Genomic DNA, 21521 nt, shown 5'->3' on the forward strand with positions numbered 1-21521 from the left:
GGCCTGGCACGCCCCGCGCGGAGCGCCGGGCACGGCAGGGCCGGCCGGCAAGCCGAGGCGCTGCCCGGTCGGTCCGGTCTGCCAACCGCACCAACGCGGTTGGCAGACCGCGTTACGCCTGGCGGGCGGAACGCGCGTGGCAACGGGGTGGCGTACGGGTGTGGAGGGTGCACCTCCAAGGGCGCGGCGGCATCGGTAATTCCGTTCGGATCGTTCTGCGGGCCGCACCCTGCGGTCCGCAGCCGTGGAGAGGGACGGAATGCATCCAGCGGTGAAGAAGACACGGCGGCCCCTCGCGGCCGCGGTCGCCACGGCGGCGCTGCTGCCGCTGATGATCGGCGGCGCCCAGGCGTCGGCCGCCGACCCCGTACCGCCGGCGGAGGCCGCGGCGGGCAGCTCGGCGGCGGTGCCGCTCGAGGGCCTGGTGCCCGGTATCCCGCCGGCACCCGACGAGCGCCACATCGACACCCCGGACCAGGCTCTGCCCCCCGTGCTGCCCCCCAGCCGCCGCCCGCTGCCCGCCCCTGGTGTGCGGCATCCCAGCGAGCGTCAGGCGCCGACCAGGCCGCCGTCCGCTGCCAGGCGGGACATGGTGGTCGAGTACGTACCGCCCTATCTGGCCCTCCCCTCCCGCAGCGCCAAGCCCCGTAAGGACTGCACCGCCCCAACCGGCCCGTACCAGCGCCAGGTCGAGCGCTACCTCGGGCTCAAGGTGGACGGAAGGCAGTCCAAGGCCGACTGCATCGCCATCCGCAAGTGGCAGATCAAGGAGCACATCGAACCCGCCGTCGGCTTCGCCGGGCCGAGCAGCTGGGGCCGGATCCGGCTGGACCTGGCCTGGGACGACCCCAACGCCGCGGGCCGCTGTCCCGTCGTCGACGACCGCGTGGCCTGCGTTGACCTGCCGCGGCAGCTGATGTGGGTGCAGGACGGCGACGAGGTCGTCTACGGCCCGGTGCCCATCCGCAGCGGCAAGGCCGGTTACCCGACCCGCACCGGCTGGAACCGGATCTACTGGCGGAACAAGGACCACGTCTCGACGATCTACCACTCGCCGATGCCGTTCTCTCAGTTCTTCAACGGCGGCCAGGCGCTCCACGGCGTCTACGGAAACATCTACGACCCCGACGGGGGCAGTTACGGCTGCGTCAACCTCCGCTACGACGAAGCCGAGGAGCTGTGGGACGTGCTGTACCTGAACGACCGCGTCTATTCCTGGGGACGCCGCCCCGGAACGTGATCCTCCGCCAGCGGTGGCAGCCCCGGCCTCCTTTCGCCACGCCGGTGAGAGACTGTCCCCGATGACTGCACAGACCGGCGGAGAGCCGACGAGGCCGCCCGCCCTGCCGAAGCGCGCCCGCGCCGTGGTCGACCTGGCCGCCGTACGGGCCAACGTCCGTGCGCTGCGCGCCCGCGCGCCCGGCGCCGAGCTGATGGCCGTGGTGAAATCCGATGCGTACGGCCACGGCGCGCTGCCATGTGCGCGCGCCGCCCGTCAGGCGGGCGCGACCTGGCTTGGGACCGCCACCCCGCAGGAGGCGCTGGCGCTGCGCGCCGCGGGGGACACCGGCCGGGTGCTGTGCTGGCTGTGGACGCCCGGCGGCCCCTGGCTCGAGGCGATCGAGGCCGGCATCGACGTCTCGGTGAGCGGCATGTGGGCCCTGCGCGAGGTCGTCGAAGCGGCCCGGCGGGCCCGTACGAACGGCCACACCGCCCGTGTGCAGCTCAAGATCGACACCGGCCTGGGCCGCAACGGCTGCCAGCCCGCCGACTGGCCCGAGCTGGTCGCCGCCGCCCGTGCCGCCGAAGTCGAGGGCGTGCTGAAGGTGACGGGCATCTGGTCGCACTTCGCCTGTGCCGACGAACCGGGGCACGCGTCCATCGGCGCCCAACTGGCCGTCTACCACGAGGCGCTGCACACCGCGGAGGCCGCCGGGCTGGACCCGGAGGTCCGCCATATGGCCAACTCCCCGGCGCTGCTGACTCTCCCGGATGCGCACTTCAACCTGGTACGGCCTGGTATCGCCATCTATGGCATCTCCCCGAGCACGGAGGTCGGATTGCCCGCCGACTTCGGGCTGCGGCCCGCGATGACGCTCTCGGCGGACCTGGCATCGGTCAAGCGGGTCCCGGCCGAGCACGGGGTGAGCTACGGCCACCACTACGTCACCCCCGGCGAGACGACGCTCGCCCTGGTACCGGTCGGCTACGCGGATGGCATCCCGCGCCACGCCTCGGGTAGCGGACCCGTGCTGATCGGTGGTAAGTGGCGTACGGTCGCGGGCCGCGTCGCCATGGATCAGTTCGTGGTCGATCTCGGCGGAGACACCGCCGCGGTGGGCGACGAGGCCGTACTCTTCGGGCCGGGGGACCGTGGGGAGCCAACCGCCGAGGACTGGGCGCGGGCCGCCGGCACCATCGGGTACGAGATCGTGACCCGGATCGGAACCCGGGTGCCACGCGTCTACGTGGGCGAGCAGGACTGACCGGAGCGGCGAGCACCGACAGCGGCGACTGGTATCGATGGGGTGGGCATGCCCATGTCGAAGACCAGGGGAGGTACGACCATGGGTGAGAGCACCGCGGGCGCCGGCTGGCGCCGCGCCGGAGTGGCAGGCGCCGCGATTGGCGTGGTCGCGGCGGGTGCGGCGGCCGGTGTCGCGATCGAGCGGCTGACCGTGGGCCGTGGCATGCGGCGTAAAGCCCGGCTCGCTCTGGACACGGCGGGCCCTTACGGCAACCTGCGCGGCACTCCCGGCCGGGCTGTGGCCGACGACGGCACCGAGCTCTACTACGAGGTCGACGAGGTCGATCCGGAGAGCGAGACGCCGCGCAGGCGCCGCCTCTTCGGCCGCCGCCGGCCGGCCGCCGTCACCCTCGTCTTCTGCCACGGCTTCTGCCTCAACCAGGACGCCTGGCACTTCCAGCGGGCGGCGCTGCGCGGAGCGGTCCGCACCGTCCACTGGGACCAGCGCAGCCACGGCCGCTCCGCCCGCGGCACAGCCCAGGCCGACGGCATTCCCGTCACCATCGACCAGCTCGGGCGCGATCTGAAGGCGGTGCTGGACGCGGCGGTGCCCGAGGGGCCGGTCGTGCTCGTCGGGCACTCGATGGGCGGCATGACGGTGATGGCGCTGGCCGCGCACTACCCCGAGTACGTACGCGAGCGGGTGGTCGGCGTCACGCTGGTCGGCACCTCCGCCGGGCGGCTCGGCGAGGTGAACTACGGGCTGCCGGTGGCCGGGGTGAACGCGGTACGGCGCTTCCTCCCCGGTGTGCTGAAGGCGCTGGGTTCCCAGGCGGAGCTGGTCGAGCGGGGGCGGCGGGCGACCGCGGACCTGTTCGCGGGGCTGATCAAGCGGTACTCGTTCAGCTCCCGGGACGTGGACCCGGCGGTGGTGCGGTTCGCCGAGCGGATGATCGAGTCCACGCCGATCGATGTGGTCGCGGAGTTCTACCCGGCCTTCCAGGAGCACGACAAGGCGGAGGCGCTGGCGGCCTTCCGGGATCTGCCCGCGCTGGTGCTCGCCGGCGACCAGGATCTGGTCACGCCGAGCTCCCACAGCGAGGCCATCGCGGAGCTGCTGCCCGGCGCCGAGCTGGTCCTGGTCCCGGATGGCGGCCATCTGGTGATGCTCGAGCACCCGGAGACGGTGACCGACCGGCTGGCGGACCTGCTGGCGCGCACCGGGGTGCCCGCGGCGGTGACCGGTGAGATGCCGCGCTCCGCACGCGGCTGAGCCGTCGCGGCGTACCAGCGGCGTACGAGCCGTGTCACGGGGGGTGCCCGAGCCACGTACCATCGGCCGGTATGGACGCCCCGTACGACATCATGGCGAACACCGCTGTGAAGCTCACCGTCAACAGCCCTGAGCAGATGCGGGAGCTGGGCCGGCGGCTGGCCAAGCTGCTCCGCCCAGGCGACCTGGTGCTGCTGACCGGGCGGCTCGGCGCAGGCAAGACGACGCTGGCGCGCGGGCTGGGCGAGGCCCTTGGCGTCCGCGGCGCGGTGACCTCCCCGACCTTTGTCATCGCGCGTGTGCACCCGTCACTGAGCGGCGGTCCGGCCCTGGTGCATGTGGACGCCTACCGGCTGGGCGGGCTCGACGAGATGGAGGACCTCGACCTCGATGTGTCGCTGCCGGAGTCGGTGGTGATCGTGGAGTGGGGCGAGGGCAAGGTCGAGGGGCTGTCCGAGGACCGGGTGCACGTCCTGATCGGGCGGGCCGAGGGGGACGAGACCGTCGAGAACGACGTGCGCGAGGTGTCGATCGCGGCCGTCGGTCCGCGCTGGGCGGATACGGATCTGTCACCGCTGGTCGGCTGACATGCGACGTCCGTGTGTACGTTCCGACAAGACGTCGGCAAGATGTTGCGCGTGCGGTGCCAGGCGTGGTCACATGGATACAGAAGGACTGGTTAGGTCTACCTAACCATGCCTGCCCAGCTGCCCCAGGAGGCACCCATGCCGCGCCATGAGTCCGACGCTGACGCGCTGAGGCCGGGGCGCTCGAGCGACGAACCGTCGATGAGCCAGCTGCTGGCGGCCTGTGCCGCCGCGTCCGCGGTGTCCACACCGCCGGAGGCTCCGGAGGCGGCCACGGAATCGGGGAACGACGAGCGGCCGCAGGGGCCCCAGAGCGGGATACAGCGGGACGCCGCGTAGCCCGTTCGAGTGAATCAGGCCACTACGACGACCTTGGTGCCGACGGTCGCGAACGACCACATCGCGGCGCCGTCCGCGCGCTTCTCGCGGATGCCGCCGGTCTTCTTCTCGGCCTGGGGATCCGGCATCGAACCGTCCACCGCCGCACTGAAGCCGATCGTCACGCCCCCGGCCACCGTGAACCGTACGACGTGCTCGACGGGCACGTTGTCGGAGCCGGTGACGCTCGCGGAGCGGGACGCGACCGCGTACTGGCCGGGCGCCGGGCTGACCGTGCTCGGTACGACCGGGAAGGTGCGGGTGACCGTACCGTCCGCGCCGACCAGCCACACCCGCCGCTCATCCAGCGCATAGACGACGCGCTTGCCGGCTCCGGAGTTCGCCGGAACGGCGGGCTGCTTCGGCTCGGGGGCGGCGCTCTGGCCGGGGGAGCCGGGCCGGCCGGCGGAGGCCGAGTGGCCGGGGCGGTCCTTGCCTTGGCCATGGGGGGCGGTGGCGGCCGCCTGGTAGGCGAGGAAGCCGACGGCGGCGAGGGCCGCGGCGGTGAGCCCGGCCACGATCGTCCCCGAGTTGCTCCGTGCCACGCTGTGCCACCCCTTCGTCCCGCGTAACAGCTGTGCGGGCTGACCGTAGCACCGCAGCCGCCCGCCTCCGGGCGGCGGCGCGGGCAGTGGGCCGGACAGGGGCCCGCCGAACGCGCCGTACGCTGTACCCGTGCTGCTGCTCGCTCTTGACACCGCCACCCCCGCCGTCACCGTCGCGCTCCACGACGGGGCCGGCGTCGTCGCCGAGTCGCACGAGGTGGACGCGCGCCGCCACGGGGAACTGCTGCTGCCCGCCGTCGACCGGGTGCTGGGCGAGGCCGGGGTGCGGCTCGGTGATGTGACCGGGATCGTGGTCGGGGTCGGCCCCGGGCCGTACACGGGCCTGCGCGTCGGGCTCGCGACCGCCGCCGCCTTCAGCGCCGCGACCGGCATCCCGACGCACGGGCTGTGCACCCTGGACGGCATCGCGTACGCCGCCGGGCAGGCCGGCCTCGAGGGCCCCTTCACCGTGGCCACCGACGCCCGGCGCAAGGAGGTCTACTGGGCCCGGTACACCGACCCGCGGACCCGGATCACCGAGCCCGCCGTCGACCGGCCCGCCGAGATCGCCGGCCTGGTCGCCGGGCACCCGGCGGTCGGCGCGGGCGCGCTGCTGTACCGCGAGGCGTTCCCGGAGGTGCCGGACGGCATGCCGGAGCACCAGTCCGCGGCAGCCCTGGCGGCGCTCGCCGCCGAGAAGCTGGCCGCGGGCGAGGACTTCCTCCCCCTCCGGCCGCTCTACCTGCGCCGCCCGGACGCCCAGGTGCCGGCGAGCTACAAGGTGGTCACGCCGCGATGAGCGCGCGCACTGTCGGGACCGCGGGGGCGGTCGCGCTGCGTGAGATGCGCTGGTGGGACCTGGAGCCGGTGCTCGAGCTGGAACACGAACTGTTCCCCGACGACGCCTGGTCGCGCGGCATGTTCTGGTCCGAACTCGCCCACGCCCGCGGCCCGTACGCCACCCGGCACTACGTCGTCGCGAACGACGGTGGGAAGATCGTCGGCTACGCCGGGCTCGCCGCCGTCGACCGTACCGGCGACGTCCAGACCATCGCCGTCGCCCGCGAGCACTGGGGCACCGGCCTCGGCGCCCGCCTGCTGACGGACCTGCTGTCCGCCGCCACCGCGTTCGAGTGCCGCGAGGTGCTGCTGGAGGTACGGGTCGACAACACCCGCGCCCAGCGCCTCTACGAGCGCTTCGGCTTCGAGCCCATCGGCTTCCGCCGCGGCTACTACCAGCCGGGGAACGTCGACGCGCTGGTCATGCGCCGTACCGGACCCGTCGCGGACGAGAGCAACGACAAGCGGGCGGCCAACCAGTGAGCGCCGCAGTCAGGAACGTCGGCACCGGGTCCACGGGCCCGGCGGCGGGCGAACGCCAAAGAGGGAGAACGACCATCCATGGCTGACGAGCCACTTGTCCTCGGTATCGAGACCTCGTGCGACGAGACCGGCGTCGGCATCGTCCGTGGCCACACCCTCCTCGCCGATGCGGTCGCCTCCAGCGTGGAGGAGCACGCCCGCTACGGCGGCGTCGTCCCGGAGGTCGCCAGCCGCGCCCACCTGGAGGCGATGGTCCCCACCATCGAGCGGGCGCTGAAGGAGGCCGGGGTCGCGGCGAGCGACCTCGACGGGATCGCCGTCACCGCCGGTCCCGGCCTGTCGGGCGCGCTGCTGGTCGGTGTCGCCGCCGCGAAGGCGTACGCGTACGCCCTCGGCAAGCCGCTGTACGGCGTCAACCACCTCGCCTCCCACATCTGCGTCGACCAGCTGGAGCACGGCGCGCTGCCCGAGCCGACGATGGCGCTGCTGGTTTCCGGCGGCCACTCCTCGCTGCTGTTGTCGGCGGACATCACCGGCGACGTACGGCCGCTGGGCTCGACCATCGACGACGCCGCGGGTGAGGCCTTCGACAAGGTCGCCCGCGTGCTGAACCTCGGCTTCCCGGGCGGCCCGGTCATCGACCGCTACGCGCGCGAGGGCGACCCGAACGCGATCGCGTTCCCGCGCGGCCTCACCGGTCCACGGGACCCGATCTACGACTTCTCCTTCTCCGGCCTCAAGACCGCCGTCGCGCGCTGGATCGAGGCCAAGCGCGCCGCGGGCGAGGACGTGCCGGTCGCCGATGTGTCCGCGTCCTTCCAGGAGGCGGTCGCGGATGTGCTGACCCGCAAGGCCGTACGGGCCTGCGAGGACAACGGCGTCGACCACCTGATGATCGGCGGCGGCGTGGCGGCCAACTCGCGGCTGCGGGCGATGGCGGAGCGGCGCTGCGAGGACGCGGGGCTGAGGCTGCGGGTCCCGCGGCCGAAGCTGTGCACGGACAACGGGGCGATGGTCGCGGCGCTCGGCGCGGAGATGGTGGCCCGGGGGCGGCCCGCCTCGGCCTGGGACCTGTCCGCGGACTCCTCCCTGCCGGTGACCGAGACCCACGTACCGGACCCGAACCACCCGCACACCCACGACCACGACCACTTCCACGAGTTGAGCAAGGACAACCTCTACTCATGACCGTCGCGCTGATGTGGGAGGCGCGGGCCGTCGAGGGGCGCGGCGCACAGCTGCTGGAGTGGGCCCGCGGCCAGCGGCTCGACCCCGCCCCCCTGCGGCAGGAGACCTTCCGCGCCCCCGAGGACCGGGTGCTGGTGATCACTTGGTGGGACGCGCCGTACGACGCGGAGCTGCCCGAACTGCCCGAGCCTGACGGGAAGTTGGTGCGCCGCGCGGTGCACCGCTGGCGCTTCGAGCAGGTCTAAGCGGGCTGTCCCAGCAGCATCGTGGGGGCGCCGGCGACCCGAGTCAGCACGACCACGCAGGAGTTCGGCCCCTCCAGCTTGAGCTTCTTGCGCAGCTCCTCCGGCTCGACGGCCGAGCCGCGCTTCTTGATGACGGCGACCCCGACGCAGCGCTCGCGCAGCAGCGCCTTGAGCCGCTTGAGGTTGAACGGCAGCACATCGGTGATCTCGTACGCGGTGGCGTACGGCGTCGGGCGCAGCTCGTCCGCCGTGATGTACGCGATGGTCGGATCGATCAGCCGGCCCCCCACCTGCGCCGCCACGTCCGCCACCAGACGGGCACGGATCACCGCGCCGTCCGGCTCGTACAGCCAGCGCCCTACGGGGCCGGGCTCAGGGTCCGGCAGGCCGCTGCCGACCAGCGAGTGCGGGCCGGGGAGCAGGGTGGCCCGCCGCCGGCCGGGCGCCGTGCCGAACCAGAGCACGGCCTCCTTCACATCCCCGCCGTCCGAGATCCACTCGGCCTCGGCGTCCTCCGGTACGGCCTCGTGCGGCACGCCGGGCGCGATCTTCAAGGCCGCGTACGGGGTGGCACGGGCCATCTCGACCGCCCGGGACAGCGGCGGTGAGTACGCCTCGGGGTCGAACACCCGGCCGCGGCCCCCGCGCCGCGCCGGGTCGGCGAACACCGCGTCGTACGGCGAGGTGTCCACCTCGGCGACGTCGGCGCAGCGCACCTCGATACGGTCCGCCGACCCCAGCGCCTGCGCATTGGCGCGGGCCACGGCGCAGGTCAGCGGGTCCCGGTCGACGGCCAGTACTGAGATGCCCGCCCGGGCGAACGCGATCGCGTCGCCGCCGATGCCGCAGCACAGGTCGGCGACCCGCCGTACGCCCAGGGCCGCGAACCGCTCGGCGCGATGGGATGCGACCGAGGTGCGGGTCGCCTGCTCGACGCCGTGCGCGGTGAAGAACATGCGGTGGGCGTCCTCGCCGAACTTGGGATACGCGCGCTGCCGCAGCCGGGCCTGCCCGAGCGCGGCGGACACCAGGCCGGCCGGGTGCTCACGGCGCAGCCGGGTGGCGGTGGCCAGCTCCTGTGCGGGCTCGTAGTCGCGCAACTGGGCCAGCAGGGCCTGGCCCTCGTCGGTGAGCAGCGCGGAGAAGGAGTCGAGGTCGTTCACCGGCCCATTGTGGGCCAAGCGGCGGACGGGGAGGCAGGAACCAGTACACGTTGCGGGCCGCCCAGTCCTGCGGGTATCCGGGCCGTCCCGCTGTGGAACGAGGAGGCGTTCCCGGACCGGATGGAGTACCGCCTGGCGATGCACCGGCTCGTCCCCGCGCCATCGCAAAGGGGGCCTCGCCGTTTGTTCAGCTGCTCGTGCAGGCATCGGCCAGATCAGGAAGGCCAGACTTTTTCTGGTTTGCACCGGAGTGGGATAGTTGGTTACCAGGGACCTTTTGTGGCCAGGATGTCGTAGAGAGCATGGGGTGTGACGACGATGGCCTGGATGTCTGCGCTCATTGCCGCCGCCCAGCGGGGTAACCGGGCGGCGCGGGTCGCCGCCGGCCTTCGGGGCGCCGGGGTGAGCTGGCCGGTGCCGTGGCCGGGGCTGGCGGATCGTGGTGAGCGTGGGCAAGGGGTTGCCGGGTCGCGCCCGGTGTGGTTCGCCCAGGGCGAGGCGGCCGGCCTTGGCCGGGTGACGGTGGCTTACGAGCGGCAGGGCTGGGGGGAGCCGGTGATCCTGCTGCATGGGCTGGGCTGCGACCGCCGGGCCTGGGAGCCGGTCGGCCCGCTGCTGGCCGAGCAGCGGGAGGCGATCGCGATGGATCTGCCCGGCTTCGGGCAGTCACCCGACCTCGACCCGGCCGTGCCCCGGACGCTGGAGACAGCGGTGGCCTGGATGGGCTCGGTGTTCAGCGCCCTGGGGGTGGAGCGCCCGCACGTGGTGGGCCACTCGCTGGGTGGACTGATCGCGCTGCACCTGGGGCAGGCCGGTCTCGCCCGGAGCGTGACGGCCCTGGCCCCGGCAGGGTTTTGGACCGAGGCCGAGCGACGGTATGCCTACGCGGTGCTGAACGCGGCCCGCCAGGGCGTGCGCCTGGTGCCGGACGCCGCGCTGGGGCTCCTGGTGGGTAGCCCGCCCGCCCGCGCCGTCCTGAGCAGCGTCTTGTACGGCACGTCGGGCCCGTGTGCGCCGGGGGCGGTGGTGGAGGCGTTGCGGACGCTGCGGGAGTCGGCCGCCTTCACGGCGACCTTGCGGGCCGGTCGCGCACCGGGCCTGTTCACCGGTGACATCCCTGATGTGCCGGTCAGCATCGCCTGGGGCACCTGTGACCGCCTGCTGCCGCCGCGGCAGGCCGCCCGGGTGCAGGCCATGATTCCCAACGCGCGCCTGGTGCCCCTGAGCGGCTGCGGACATGTGCCCATGCTGGGCGCGCCCGAGCTGGTCGCACGTTTCATCCTGCATGCCACCGAGCCGCCGAAGGCCCAGCCGGTGCCGTTCCCGGGTCGGACGGCCAGCGACGAACGGTGAGATTCCGCCCCCATCGCGGTGTCAGGGCCCTCCTTCCGGGAACCATGCAAAAGGTACTAAAGGTGCATGACTCGCGAAAGGGAGTCGCTATGACACTGCCTGTACGACGCGGCACCTCCAGCACTCTTGCCCCCCAGCGCTGGACCCGCGGCCCCCTGGCAGAGTTCGATGACATCTTCGGCCGGCTGAGCAGTCTGCTGGCATCCACCGTCGGCGGAGCCATGGCACCGCTGGGAAGCCTGGGCTCCGCTGGCGGATGTGTCGGAGACCGAGGACGCCTCCTGATCGAATGCGACGTGCCCGGCGTCAAGCGCGACGACCCCGACATCGAGATGAGCGGCCCGGAGCTGGTCATCACCGGTGACCCGGAGCTGGTCATCACCGGTGACCCGGAGCTGGTCATCACCGGTGAGCTGAAGAAGCGCGAGCGGGCCGGCGTGCTGCGCCGCAGCACCCGCAGGACCGGCCACTTCGAGTACCGCACGAGGCTGACCAGCGGTATCAACGCCGAAGGCGTCGAGGCCAGCCTGAGTGAGGGCGTGCTGACGGTGAAGGTGCCCAAGGCCGAGGCGGCCAAGCCGCGCCACATCGAGATCACCGCCGGAGATTGACGGCATTCCGCATCCGCTTCAGTCGGTGCGACGGCGGCACGGAAGGCCCGGGACCACAGGAAGCCACACAGGTCCGGGGGCCGTCATGCCGTACATCACGCCACGCTGTGCGGTATCCGCGGCGAGCGCCTGGCCCCTTTCCTGCTGGTTGGGCGGCCTTCATCAACACGACGTTCCAGATGTCGGCCGCAGCGACCGGCCCAAGAGCCCATTCCCCCCCGAACGCGCGGTGATCAGCCGCCTGAACCCCCAGGAGAACCCATGGCAGTGATGGAGGCACCCCTCGCAGCGAGGACCCAGACCCTCATACCGGCGCTGAAGGACGCCCGTGCGTCCCACGCCGACATCGTCGACCGCATTCGCACTGATGTGACCGTCACACCTCCCGGTCCCTACCGGCAGATGCTCCAGCGCCAGGTCGACGACGTGCTGGACAACCTTGAGCGCATCGACGACCACCTGCGCCAGATCCAGGCCCACGACATCGTGGACCGCACCGTGGAGGTGACCCGGTCCCTGGCCCGCACCACCATGCGCATGACCAGGCTGCCCCTGACGGTCGGAGCAACCCTCGTCACCAGGTTGCTGACCGACCGGCGCTCGGCCGACCAGCGGCGGCTGCTGAAGAACGCGGAGGAGGAGTACGCGGTCGCCGCACGGGCGCTGGCGGTCAGCCGGGCCGGGGAGAGCATCGCCGAGCAGGTCTACGACCAGGAATCCGTCGACCTGCTCGCCTCGCTGCGCCGCCAGGACCAGCAGCTGCTGCAGCAGCTGGAGGGCAGTGTGGCCGAGCACGCGCGGGCCGTGGTGGCGGCTGCCGACGGCTTGCGCCGCGAACCCATCGGTGGGCCGGTCGGGGCGCTCACCCGCGCGGTGCGCACCGCCGTGGACCGGCTGCGGGAGGCGACCCGCACCGGCGGGCGGCGTACCAGGGATACCGCCGCCGGGGTGGTGCGGGAGATGCCCGATGCGACCCGCGTGGCCGAGGGAGTCCAGGGCGCGGTCATGCGGGAGCAGGACCTTCCCATCCCGAACTTCAGCCAGCTGAGCGTCAGCGAGGTTCAAGATCGCCTGCGCCCGCTGTCCCAGTCGGACCTTGCGGTGATCGAGGGATATGAGCGTACGCACGCCAACCGGCGCGGGGTGCTGGAGGCCATCGAGCAGCTGCGCGGCAGCGAGCCGTGGCCGGACTACGACACCATGGACGCCGATCAGATCACTGCCCAGTTGCAGAACGTCTCCGCCAGCGTGGCCCTCCAGGTGCTGGAGTACGAGCAGCGCCACCGGCGCCGCCAGACGATCACCAGTGCCGCTGAGGGGCGCGTCCCCATGTAGATGTCCTGCCCTTGGCCGTTGCCTGTCCCGCACCGCCGACGCGGGGCAGGCCACGCTGGTGTCGCCTCGGCGGCGTTGCTGAACTACGCAATCGGCCGAGCAAAGCGCCGCGCCCAAGCGCCACGCATCCGCTCGGGAGCACGGCATGCACGCCCTCAGGCATTTCCATGCCTCCGTGCTGCTCGACGCCGGCGAGAGCATCAGGGCCGTGAGCGTGTACCTGGGACACGCCGACCCGGCACTGACGCTGAGGGTCTACGCCCCACCTGATGGCGAGCAGTCGGACGCGCACCAGGCGAGCTGTCGATAGGCCCTTCCAGGGGCCCGGCCAGGGCCCTGACCAGGGCGGAGACGGCCCACAGACGGCCCAAGCGGACGAGCGGCGCCCCCATCGGTGCGAAAGCGCTGGTGGGGGCACCCCGGCACCCTGTTGGCACTCTAGTTGACTGAGTGCTAACGCCGTCATAGTCTCGGCGTTGGCACTCTCTACCAGGGAGTGCCAATACACGCGAGCGAGCCGAAGGGCGCGCCCGTGCCGAGAGCGATGAGGCCGAGCGCAGCGGAGCGCAGTGCCGAAGAGCGTCGGCAGGGGGTCCAAGCGCCCGGAGGTGAGGGAGCGACAAACACAGCGACGGGCAGATCCGGCACCCGCGACGACGGATCTACCAGGTCGCCACCTCAGACAGATAACCCCGTGAGATCTCCGAAGGGGGAGGTCGGATCGTGACGACCGCCAGCACCAAGGTTGCCATCAAGCCGCTTGAGGACCGTGTTGTGGTCCAGCCGCTCGACGCCGAGCAGACGACTGCTTCCGGCCTGGTTATCCCGGACACCGCCAAGGAGAAGCCCCAGGAGGGCGTCGTCCTGGCCGTGGGCCCGGGCCGCTTCGAGGAAGGTAACCGCGTGCCGCTCGACGTCAAGGTCGGCGACGTCGTGCTGTACAGCAAGTACGGCGGCACCGAGGTCAAGTACCACGGCGAGGAGTACCTCGTCCTCTCGGCTCGCGACGTCCTCGCGATCGTCGAGAAGTAGGACGGGCAGTGGGGGTGGCCCCCACATGACTCCGTAGCACGTTTTTCGACTGCGCCCCGGCTCCCGTGTCTCAACAACCGGGCGTTCGGGGCGCAGTTCTTCCGAGCGATAGCGGCCGCTCCCGGTAGGGGCTGAGCATCGCAACGAGAGGACATACGCAACTCATGGCGAAGATCCTGAAGTTCGACGAGGACGCCCGTCGCGCCCTCGAGCGGGGCGTCAACAAGCTTGCCGACACGGTCAAGGTGACGATCGGCCCGAAGGGCCGCAATGTCGTCATCGACAAGAAGTTCGGTGCTCCGACCATCACCAACGACGGTGTGACCATCGCTCGCGAGATCGAGGTCGAGGACCCGCACGAGAACCTGGGCGCCCAGCTCGTGAAGGAGGTCGCGACCAAGACCAACGACATCGCGGGTGACGGCACCACCACCGCGACCGTGCTGGCCCAGGCGCTGGTCCGCGAGGGCCTGAAGAACGTCGCCGCCGGCGCTTCCCCGGCGGCCCTGAAGAAGGGCATCGACGCCGCCGTCAAGGCCGTCGCCGACGACCTGCTGGCCACCGCCCGCCCGATCGACCAGAAGTCCGACATCGCCGCCGTTGCCGCGCTGTCCGCCCAGGACAAGCAGGTCGGCGAGCTGATCGCCGAGGCGATGGACAAGGTCGGCAAGGACGGTGTCATCACCGTCGAGGAGTCCAACACCTTCGGCCTGGAGCTCGACTTCACCGAGGGCATGTCCTTCGACAAGGGCTACCTGTCGCCGTACATGGTGACCGACCCGGAGCGGATGGAGGCCGTCCTCGACGACCCGTACATCCTGATCCACCAGGGCAAGATCTCCGCGATCGCCGACCTGCTGCCGCTCCTGGAGAAGATCATCCAGGCCGGAGCCAGCAAGCCGCTGCTGATCATCGCCGAAGATGTCGAGGGCGAGGCCCTCTCCACTCTCGTCGTCAACAAGATCCGCGGCACCTTCAACGCCGTCGCGGTGAAGGCTCCCGGCTTCGGCGACCGCCGCAAGGCGATGCTCGGTGACATCGCGGTGCTGACCGGCGCCACGGTCGTCGCCGAGGAGGTCGGCCTCAAGCTCGACCAGGTCGGCCTTGAGGTGCTGGGCTCCGCCCGCCGCGTGACCGTCACCAAGGACGACACCACCATCGTCGACGGTGCCGGCAAGCCGGAGGATGTGCAGGCCCGGATCGCCCAGATCAAGGCCGAGATCGAGACCACGGACTCCGACTGGGACCGCGAGAAGCTGCAGGAGCGGCTCGCGAAGCTGGCCGGCGGCGTGTGCGTCATCAAGGTCGGCGCCGCGACCGAGGTCGAGCTCAAGGAGCGGAAGCACCGTCTGGAGGACGCCATCTCCGCGACCCGCGCGGCGGTCGAGGAGGGCATCGTCTCCGGTGGCGGCTCCGCGCTGGTCCACGCCGCCAAGGTGCTCGAGGACAGCCTCGGCAAGCAGGGCGACGAGGCCACCGGTGTCGCCGTCGTGCGCCGCGCCGTCATCGAGCCGATGCGCTGGATCGCCGAGAACGCGGGCCTGGAGGGCTACGTCATCGCCGCCAAGGTCGCCGAGCTGGAGAAGGGCCACGGCTTCAATGCTGCGACCGGCGAGTACGGCGACCTGGTGAAGGCCGGCGTCATCGACCCGGTCAAGGTCACCCGCTCCGCGCTGGAGAACGCCGCCTCCATCGCCTCCCTGCTGCTCACCACCGAGACCACGGTGGTGGAGAAGAAGGAAGAGGAGCCCGCCGAGGCCGGTCACGGCCACGGGCACGGGCACGCGCACTGACCTCCCGGTCAGCGACCGTAAGACGCCTCGGGCCCGGCCTCCCTTCGGGGATGCCGGGCCCGGGGCGTATCTCCGGTATCCCCGCCCACTCGCTCCGCCGGCGCGGGGTCGGCTACACCTCGACGAGTCCCAGCCGGCGGAGCATGCCAAGGGTGTCCCAGTTCCACCAGGCCTCGGCGATCTTGCCCTCGGTGAACTGCCGTCACTGGGGCCCGTACCGGCGGCCGGTGCGCGAGGTGATCCCACTCAGCGCGCTCCTCGGCGCCAGCTTCACCAGGCCCGTCAGCGCCTTGTAGCGGGGGTCCGGCACGGACACCGTCTTCCCGCGCGACAGGTCCTTCATCGCCGCCGCGACCAGCCGGTCCGCGTCCAGCCACATCCACCCGGGCACATTGCCGGTGTCCATTCCCGCCCGCTCGTGGAACTCGGTGCGCACAAAACCCGGGCACAGGGCCATCAGCCGTACGCCCGACCCGGCCAGATCCCGCGCCGCACCCTGGGTGAACTGCACCACCCACGCCTTGCTCGCGCCGTACGTCCCGCGCGGTACGAACGCGGCCACCGACGCGACATTGATCACCGCGCCGCGCCCGCGCTCCCGCATGCCCTCCGACGCCGCGCTGGTCAGCCGCAGTACGGCCTCGCAGTGCACCTTGAGCATGGTCAGCTCGTCCGCCATCGGGACCTCGAGATAGCGGCCCTTGTTGCCGAAGCCCGCGTTGTTGACCAGCAGGTCCACCGGGTGCTTGCGCCCCGCCAGCCGCGCCTCGACCGCCGCGATCCCATCGTCCGTCGACAGGTCCGCGACCAGCACGTCCGCCTCGATCCGGTGCCGGTCGTGCAGCTCGGTCGCCTGCTGCCGCAGCCGCTTCTCGTCGCGGGCCACCAGGACCAGGTCGTAGCTGTCCGCCGCCAGCCGCCGGGCGAAGGCCGCTCCGATGCCCGCTGTCGATCCCGTAATCAGTGCAGTCGTCATGTCCGAACGCTAGCGCGGCGGCTGGTCGTTGCTCAGCCCCGGCTGGTACGCCTGAGTACCTTTGCCCGGGCCTCCGGGTGCAGCGCGTCCAGCGCGGGCAGCAGGCGTGGCAGCAACTCGGGTTCGAGCGTCTCGGCCCGGAACATGAAGGACACCGTCACCTCGTGGTCCGGCCGGTGCACGATCCCGATGCCGTCGCCGGCCTTGATCTCACCCGGTTCGATCACCCGGAGATACGCCCCGGGCGCCGCGGCCTGCGTGAACCGCGTCATCCACCCCTTCTCGCCGAGCCAGCCCACAAAGGTCCGGCACGGGATACGCGGGGAGGTCACCTCCAGCACCACATCGCGGCCCACCCGCCAGTGCTCCCCGATCAGTGCACCGTTGACGTCCAGCCCGGAGGTGGTGAGGTTCTCGCCGAAGACACCGCACGGCAGCTCGCGCCCCAGCTCCCGCTCCCAGAAGTCCAGGTCCTCCCGGGCGAAGGCGTACACCGCCTGGTCGTCCCCGCCGTGGTGCCGCAGATCGCACACGGCGTCCCCCGCCACTCCGCTGGCGCCCTGCCCCTTCGGCCCGGGAGCCGCCACTCGTACGGGGGCGTGGGCCGGCCGCTTGTCGATCCCGGTGACGCCGCCCGCCGCGTCGGTGTATTCAACGGCCTTGGGACTGCCCACATTCACAGAGAGAAGCTTCATCAGTGCAGGCTAGAGGCCGGAGTTCAAGCGGCGACTGACTTTCGGTCTCGCGTCCCCAAGCCCGGCTCATGCTGGACGCGTGACCGAGGCTCGTCATCTGCGGGTGCCGCGCGTCGTGGCCACCACCGGTTCCTTCTCCGGTGCCGCTCGCGAGCTGGGCTGCACCCAGCCCGCCGTCAGCCGGCAGATGAAGGCCCTGGAGCAGTCCGTGGGTACGTGTACGTCTGGAGGGCGCGGTACCGGTGCGGGTGGAGCCGGAGGTACGGCGCGAAATCGTCGCCCTCACGCTGCCGGACCTTGCCCGGGTGCAGGCGGTCGAGGCAATGCTGGAGCGTCTGGCGATGGCCGCCAGCCGCTGAGGTTCACAGAAGGTGCTTCAGTCGTTGATCACTTGGTGCCGGTGCTGACCAGCCGGTGCCGGGCCCGGCCCATGAGTTCTTCGCGCTCGTCCTCTGTCAGTCCGCCCCAGACCCCATAGGGCTCCCGTACCGCCAGTGCGTGCGCCGCGCACTCGGCGCGGACGGGGCACCGCATGCAGACCTCCTTGGCAGAGGCCTCGCGCGCACTTCGGGCCGCGCCGCGCTCGCCCTCCGGGTGGAAGAAGAGGGAACTGTCGACCCCTCGACAGGCGGCGAGGAGCTGCCAGTCCCAGAGATCGGCATTGGGACCGGGAAGGCGGGAGAAGTCTGCCATTGGTCATCCCCTCGGAGACGTTCCGCTGGATTCCGGTGGACACACTGCCCACGACCGTACATCCACTGTGTAAGTAGATGTAAATATGACTCATTGCGAATCTAGGCTCAGACACTGACGGATGGAAGAAAAGCCACCAAATAGGTCATAGGCCATTCGGATGATCCAGCCCCGCGCTGCGAGTGCTCTGTATTCGATCCCTCACGTAGAGTGTTGAAAGCGGTCACAGGAGCCCGTAACTCTTTCGGGTGACCGTCGTTGAGAGTGCGGAGGCGGTTGACGCTGCAAGTACTCGGGCAGAGGTCCGAGAGCGGGTCAATTGCTCAGGTGACGATTCGTACCAGCCTGGAGGCTCAAGGTGACGCGCATCAGCTGCGGAGGGCGGCCATGACTTCCGTCCTCGTCTGCGACGACTCCCCGCTTGCCCGAGAGGCGCTCCGCCGCGCGGTCGCGACCGTGCCCGGCGTCGAGCGTGTGACGACGGCGGCCAACGGCGAGGAAGTCCTCCGCCGCTGGGGCGCCGACCGTTCGGACCTGATTCTGATGGACGTGCGGATGCCGGGGCTCGGTGGCGTCGAGACCGTGCGCCGGCTGCTTTCCGCGGACCCCGGCGCCCGGATCATCATGCTCACCGTCGCCGAGGATCTGGACGGCGTCGCGCTCGCGGTGGCCGCCGGTGCGCGCGGCTATCTGCACAAGGACGCCTCGCGGGCGGAACTGCGGGCCACCGTGACCCAGGCGCTCGCCGACCCGACCTGGCGGCTCGCCCCGCGCCGGCTGCGCTCGGCCGAGATGGGCGCCGCGCCCACCCTCACCGCCCGCGAGATCCAGGTGCTGGAAGGCATGAGTCACGGCCGTTCCAACGCCGAGATCGGCCGTGAGCTGTTTCTCTCCGAGGACACGGTCAAGACGCACGCCCGTCGGCTGTTCAAGAAGCTCGGAGCCTCGGACCGTGCGCACGCCGTGGCGCTCGGCTTCCGCTGGGGTCTGGTCCGCTGAGGCTTCCGGCTCCGTCGGGACCTGGTCCGCTGAGTGAGCCGACGCGCTCACATCAGGGGTCCAGGTGCAGGGGCCGACGCGGAGGGTTCACGCAGACCGACGTAGAGGGGACACCCAGAGGGGTCGCGGTACGCGCCGACCGACTGCTGGTGCGTGCTGCGGCCCCGTGCGGCGTCGGCGTCCACTGCCGAAACCGAGGGCGGATGCCGCATCCTTGAGGTATGACCCCTCCCCGGCTGGGGGCTGGGGTCTGCTCACTCGGCCCGAAGGCCGCAAGACGGACAAGCCCTGTCCGGCGCCCCAGGCGCGGGTCAGAAGCTACCAATGAGGTCTCGGGCACGGCATGGGTAACACCCGAAAGGGGGAGGCGTGGGACGTGAGTGCGAGCGCGGCAGTGCATAACACTTCAGCGCACAACCACGGACGCGGTGCCGCAGACCGTTCACGGTCAAGGCACCATGGACCGATGCGCGACGACGAGAACCTGGGGGCCCCCATGAGCGGAGGCCCGGGGGAAATCGGTGCCCTCGTCCAGCGTGCTGTCGACGGGGACGAGCGGGCCACCCACGATCTGCTGGCCCATGTCCACCCGCTTGCGCTGCGCTACTGCCGTACCCGCCTGTCGCGGCTGCCCGGCGACGCCCGGCACTTCGTGGACGACCTGGCACAGGAGGTCTGTCTCGCGGTGCTGTGCGCGCTGCCGCGCTACCGCGACACCGGGAGGCCCTTCGAGGCGTTCGTGTTCGCCATCGCCGCCCACAAGGTCGCCGATCTGCAGCGGGCCGCGATGCGGCACCCGGGCAGTACGGCCGTGCCCTCGGACGAGATGCCCGAGCAGCCGGACGAATCCCTCGGCCCGGAGGAGCGGGCACTGCAGAGCAGCGACGCGGAGTGGGCGAAGAAGCTGCTCGCCAACCTTCCCGAGAACCAGCGGGAGCTGGTTTTGCTGCGGGTCGCCGTCGGGCTGACGGCCGAGGAGACCGGGCAGATGCTGGGGATGTCGCCGGGGGCCGTCCGGGTGGCGCAGCACCGCGCGCTCAGCCGGCTGCGCGCCCTTGCGGAACAGTAGGAAGCCACAAGTGACACGGCCCTGATCGGTCGTGGAATGAGACACCAGCGGAGCCCGTTAGCATGGGAGTCCGCGCCGGTGCAAGACCATCTGGGAAGGTGTCATGACTGCCAACGTCGACGCAGTGCCCGAGAAATTCGCCATGCTTGGGCTGACATACGACGACGTGCTGCTGCTGCCGGGCGCCTCGGAGGTGCTGCCGAACGCGGTCGACACCTCGTCCCGGGTCTCGCGGAACGTAGGCGTGAACATCCCGCTGGTCTCCGCGGCCATGGACAAGGTCACCGAGGCCCGGATGGCCATCGCCATGGCGCGGCAGGGCGGCGTCGGTGTCCTCCACCGCAACCTCTCCATCGAGGACCAGGCCAACCAGGTCGACCTGGTCAAGCGCTCCGAGTCCGGCATGGTCACCGACCCGATCACCGTCCGGCCCGACGCGACGCTCCGCGAGGCCGACGAGCTGTGCGCGAAGTTCCGCATCAGCGGGGTGCCGGTGACGGACGCGGCCGGCAAGCTGCTGGGCATCGTCACCAACCGCGACATGGCCTTCGAGCACGACCGCACCCGCGAGGTCCGCGAGGTCATGACCCCAATGCCGCTGGTCACCGGCAAGGTCGGGATCTCCGGCGAGGACGCGATCGAGCTGCTGCGCCGCCACAAGATCGAGAAGCTGCCACTGGTCGACGACAACGGTGTGCTCAAGGGCCTGATCACGGTCAAGGACTTCGTCAAGGCCGAGAAGTACCCCAACGCCGCCAAGGACTCCGAGGGGCGGCTGATCGTCGGCGCGGCGGTCGGCGTCGGTGACGAGGCGTTCGACCGGGCGCAGGCGTTGGTCGAGGCCGGTGCCGACTTCCTGGTCGTGGACAGCGCGCACGGTCACAGCCGGGGCATCCTCGACATGATCGCCAAGGTCAAGTCCAACATCGCCGTGGATGTGGTCGGTGGCAACGTCGCCACGCGCGAGGGCGCGCAGGCGCTCATCGACGCGGGCGTGGACGGCGTGAAGGTCGGCGTCGGCCCGGGCTCCATCTGTACCACCCGTGTCGTGGCCGGCATCGGCGTCCCGCAGGTCACGGCGATCTACGAGGCCGCGCAGGCGTGCCACGCCGCGGGCATCCCGCTGATCGGCGACGGCGGTCTGCAGTACTCCGGCGACATCGCCAAGGCGATCGCGGCCGGTGCCGACACGGTGATGCTCGGCAGCCTGCTCGCGGGCTGTGAGGAGTCGCCGGGCGAGATGGTCTTCGTCAACGGCAAGCAGTTCAAGTCCTACCGGGGCATGGGCTCGCTCGGCGCGATGCAGTCGCGCGGCCAGGCCCGGTCCTTCTCCAAGGACCGCTACTTCCAGGACAACGTCCTCTCCGAGGACAAGCTGGTCCCCGAGGGCATCGAGGGGCAGGTGCCGTACCGCGGACCGCTCAGCTCGGTTGCCCACCAGCTCGTCGGCGGGCTGCGTGCGTCCATGGGGTACGTGGGCGCGGCGACGGTGCCGGAGCTGAAGGAGAAGGGCCGCTTCGTCCGGATTACGGCAGCGGGGCTCAAGGAGAGCCACCCGCACGACATTCAGATGACGATGGAGGCGCCGAATTACACTCGGCGCTGAGGGTCGCCTCGCCGGCGGGGCCGTTCCACGGCGGCGGGGTGTTTCCACGGCGGTGGGGTGCCGCGCGCCTCAGCTTTCGCGCCCGTCCCTTCATGGGGCGGGCGGGATCTTTGTTGGTGTGTGCCCGTGGGTCCGGGTGCCGGGGCCGGGGCCTCCGGGGGTGGGGGTCCTGGACTGGGCATTTTCGGGC

General features: G+C 71.3%; 22 protein-coding genes and 2 pseudogenes. 19 read left to right on the forward strand and 5 right to left on the reverse strand.

The genetic code is table 11. The annotated features are described in order from the left end of the window. The first annotated feature begins 259 nt into the window (after positions 1-259). From ACY34J_RS08950 to ACY34J_RS08970, 5 genes are all read left to right on the forward strand, one after another. Complete coding sequence (locus ACY34J_RS08950; protein ID WP_462726013.1) at positions 260-1240, forward strand: L,D-transpeptidase; 981 nt, start codon at positions 260-262, stop codon at positions 1238-1240. Positions 1241-1301: 61 nt separating this feature from the next. Next, positions 1302-2486, forward strand: a complete 1185-nt coding sequence (gene alr, locus ACY34J_RS08955) for an alanine racemase (RefSeq protein ID WP_462726012.1) — start codon at positions 1302-1304, stop codon at positions 2484-2486. 81 nt (positions 2487-2567) lie between these two features. Then, positions 2568-3740 carry an alpha/beta fold hydrolase gene (locus ACY34J_RS08960; protein ID WP_462726011.1) on the forward strand — a complete coding sequence of 391 codons (1173 nt, stop codon included), beginning with the start codon at positions 2568-2570 and terminating at the stop codon, positions 3738-3740. Positions 3741-3811: 71 nt separating this feature from the next. Further along, on the forward strand, positions 3812-4327 hold the full coding sequence (tsaE, locus tag ACY34J_RS08965; RefSeq protein ID WP_462726010.1) for a tRNA (adenosine(37)-N6)-threonylcarbamoyltransferase complex ATPase subunit type 1 TsaE: 516 nt from the start codon (positions 3812-3814) through the stop codon (positions 4325-4327). 138 nt (positions 4328-4465) lie between these two features. Next, positions 4466-4666 (forward strand): hypothetical protein, encoded by a 201-nt coding sequence (locus ACY34J_RS08970; protein ID WP_462726009.1) that lies wholly within the window; start codon positions 4466-4468, stop codon positions 4664-4666. A 14-nt stretch (positions 4667-4680) separates the two neighbouring features. Here the strand turns inward: ACY34J_RS08970 and ACY34J_RS08975 are convergent, their stop codons facing one another. Then, positions 4681-5250, reverse strand: coding sequence for a hypothetical protein (locus tag ACY34J_RS08975; RefSeq protein WP_462726008.1), 570 nt, complete (start codon positions 5248-5250; stop codon positions 4681-4683). Between the two features lie 130 nt (positions 5251-5380). Between ACY34J_RS08975 and tsaB the strand changes: the two genes are divergently transcribed. From tsaB to ACY34J_RS08995, 4 genes are all read left to right on the forward strand, one after another. Then, on the forward strand, positions 5381-6049 hold the full coding sequence (gene tsaB, locus ACY34J_RS08980; protein ID WP_462726007.1) for a tRNA (adenosine(37)-N6)-threonylcarbamoyltransferase complex dimerization subunit type 1 TsaB: 669 nt from the start codon (positions 5381-5383) through the stop codon (positions 6047-6049). Next, positions 6046-6573 (forward strand): ribosomal protein S18-alanine N-acetyltransferase, encoded by a 528-nt coding sequence (gene rimI, locus ACY34J_RS08985; protein WP_462726006.1) that lies wholly within the window; start codon positions 6046-6048, stop codon positions 6571-6573. The genes tsaB and rimI overlap by 4 nt, the downstream gene beginning before the upstream one ends. A 78-nt stretch (positions 6574-6651) precedes the next feature. Beyond that, entirely contained in the window at positions 6652-7761 is a 1110-nt protein-coding gene (gene tsaD / locus ACY34J_RS08990) for a tRNA (adenosine(37)-N6)-threonylcarbamoyltransferase complex transferase subunit TsaD (RefSeq protein WP_462726005.1), read from the forward strand. Beyond that, positions 7758-8006, forward strand: a complete 249-nt coding sequence (locus ACY34J_RS08995; protein ID WP_462726004.1) for a hypothetical protein — start codon at positions 7758-7760, stop codon at positions 8004-8006. The genes tsaD and ACY34J_RS08995 overlap by 4 nt, the downstream gene beginning before the upstream one ends. Here ACY34J_RS08995 and ACY34J_RS09000 read toward each other — a convergent pair. Next, on the reverse strand, positions 8003-9169 hold the full coding sequence (locus ACY34J_RS09000; RefSeq protein WP_462726003.1) for a class I SAM-dependent methyltransferase: 1167 nt from the start codon (positions 9167-9169) through the stop codon (positions 8003-8005). The genes ACY34J_RS08995 and ACY34J_RS09000 overlap by 4 nt on opposite strands. A 327-nt stretch (positions 9170-9496) precedes the next feature. On the opposite strand from ACY34J_RS09000, the gene ACY34J_RS09005 reads away from it, so the two are divergent. The 6 genes and pseudogenes from ACY34J_RS09005 to groL all read left to right on the forward strand — a co-directional run bounded on the left by ACY34J_RS09005 (position 9497) and on the right by groL (position 15293). Next, positions 9497-10522: an alpha/beta fold hydrolase gene (locus tag ACY34J_RS09005; RefSeq protein ID WP_462726002.1), complete on the forward strand. Its 1026-nt coding sequence runs from the start codon at positions 9497-9499 to the stop codon at positions 10520-10522. Positions 10523-10611: 89 nt separating this feature from the next. After that, positions 10612-11133, forward strand: coding sequence for an Hsp20/alpha crystallin family protein (locus tag ACY34J_RS09010; RefSeq protein ID WP_462726001.1), 522 nt, complete (start codon positions 10612-10614; stop codon positions 11131-11133). Between the two features lie 261 nt (positions 11134-11394). Beyond that, positions 11395-12468: a hypothetical protein gene (locus ACY34J_RS09015; protein WP_462726000.1), complete on the forward strand. Its 1074-nt coding sequence runs from the start codon at positions 11395-11397 to the stop codon at positions 12466-12468. Between the two features lie 115 nt (positions 12469-12583). Beyond that, positions 12584-12797 (forward strand): annotated as a pseudogene (locus ACY34J_RS09020) (tyrosine-type recombinase/integrase); the annotation flags it as partial. A 394-nt stretch (positions 12798-13191) separates the two neighbouring features. Next, positions 13192-13500, forward strand: a complete 309-nt coding sequence (gene groES / locus ACY34J_RS09025; protein WP_462725999.1) for a co-chaperone GroES — start codon at positions 13192-13194, stop codon at positions 13498-13500. A 164-nt stretch (positions 13501-13664) separates the two neighbouring features. Continuing rightward, on the forward strand, positions 13665-15293 hold the full coding sequence (gene groL, locus ACY34J_RS09030) for a chaperonin GroEL (RefSeq protein WP_462725998.1): 1629 nt from the start codon (positions 13665-13667) through the stop codon (positions 15291-15293). A 202-nt stretch (positions 15294-15495) separates the two neighbouring features. Here the strand turns inward: groL and ACY34J_RS09035 are convergent, their stop codons facing one another. Both ACY34J_RS09035 and ACY34J_RS09040 read right to left on the reverse strand, forming a co-directional pair. Further along, positions 15496-16269: an SDR family NAD(P)-dependent oxidoreductase gene (locus tag ACY34J_RS09035; protein WP_462725997.1), complete on the reverse strand. Its 774-nt coding sequence runs from the start codon at positions 16267-16269 to the stop codon at positions 15496-15498. A 32-nt stretch (positions 16270-16301) separates the two neighbouring features. Then, positions 16302-16964 (reverse strand): MOSC domain-containing protein, encoded by a 663-nt coding sequence (locus ACY34J_RS09040; RefSeq protein ID WP_462725996.1) that lies wholly within the window; start codon positions 16962-16964, stop codon positions 16302-16304. Between the two features lie 79 nt (positions 16965-17043). Between ACY34J_RS09040 and ACY34J_RS09045 the strand changes: the two are divergent. Further along, positions 17044-17181, forward strand: a pseudogene (locus ACY34J_RS09045) (helix-turn-helix domain-containing protein); the annotation flags it as partial. 170 nt (positions 17182-17351) lie between these two features. Here the strand turns inward: ACY34J_RS09045 and ACY34J_RS09050 are convergent. After that, positions 17352-17657 (reverse strand): WhiB family transcriptional regulator, encoded by a 306-nt coding sequence (locus tag ACY34J_RS09050; RefSeq protein ID WP_462725995.1) that lies wholly within the window; start codon positions 17655-17657, stop codon positions 17352-17354. Positions 17658-18044: 387 nt separating this feature from the next. Between ACY34J_RS09050 and ACY34J_RS09055 the strand changes: the two genes are divergently transcribed. The 3 genes from ACY34J_RS09055 to guaB all read left to right on the forward strand — a co-directional run bounded on the left by ACY34J_RS09055 (position 18045) and on the right by guaB (position 21331). Continuing rightward, positions 18045-18656: a response regulator transcription factor gene (locus ACY34J_RS09055; RefSeq protein WP_003948568.1), complete on the forward strand. Its 612-nt coding sequence runs from the start codon at positions 18045-18047 to the stop codon at positions 18654-18656. A gap of 466 nt (positions 18657-19122) precedes the next feature. After that, on the forward strand, positions 19123-19725 hold the full coding sequence (locus ACY34J_RS09060) for a sigma-70 family RNA polymerase sigma factor (protein ID WP_462725994.1): 603 nt from the start codon (positions 19123-19125) through the stop codon (positions 19723-19725). Positions 19726-19828: 103 nt separating this feature from the next. Beyond that, entirely contained in the window at positions 19829-21331 is a 1503-nt protein-coding gene (gene guaB / locus ACY34J_RS09065; RefSeq protein WP_462725993.1) for an IMP dehydrogenase, read from the forward strand. Positions 21332-21521 lie beyond the last annotated feature (190 nt).

Source organism: Streptomyces sp. HSS9-12 (genome assembly GCF_054963655.1).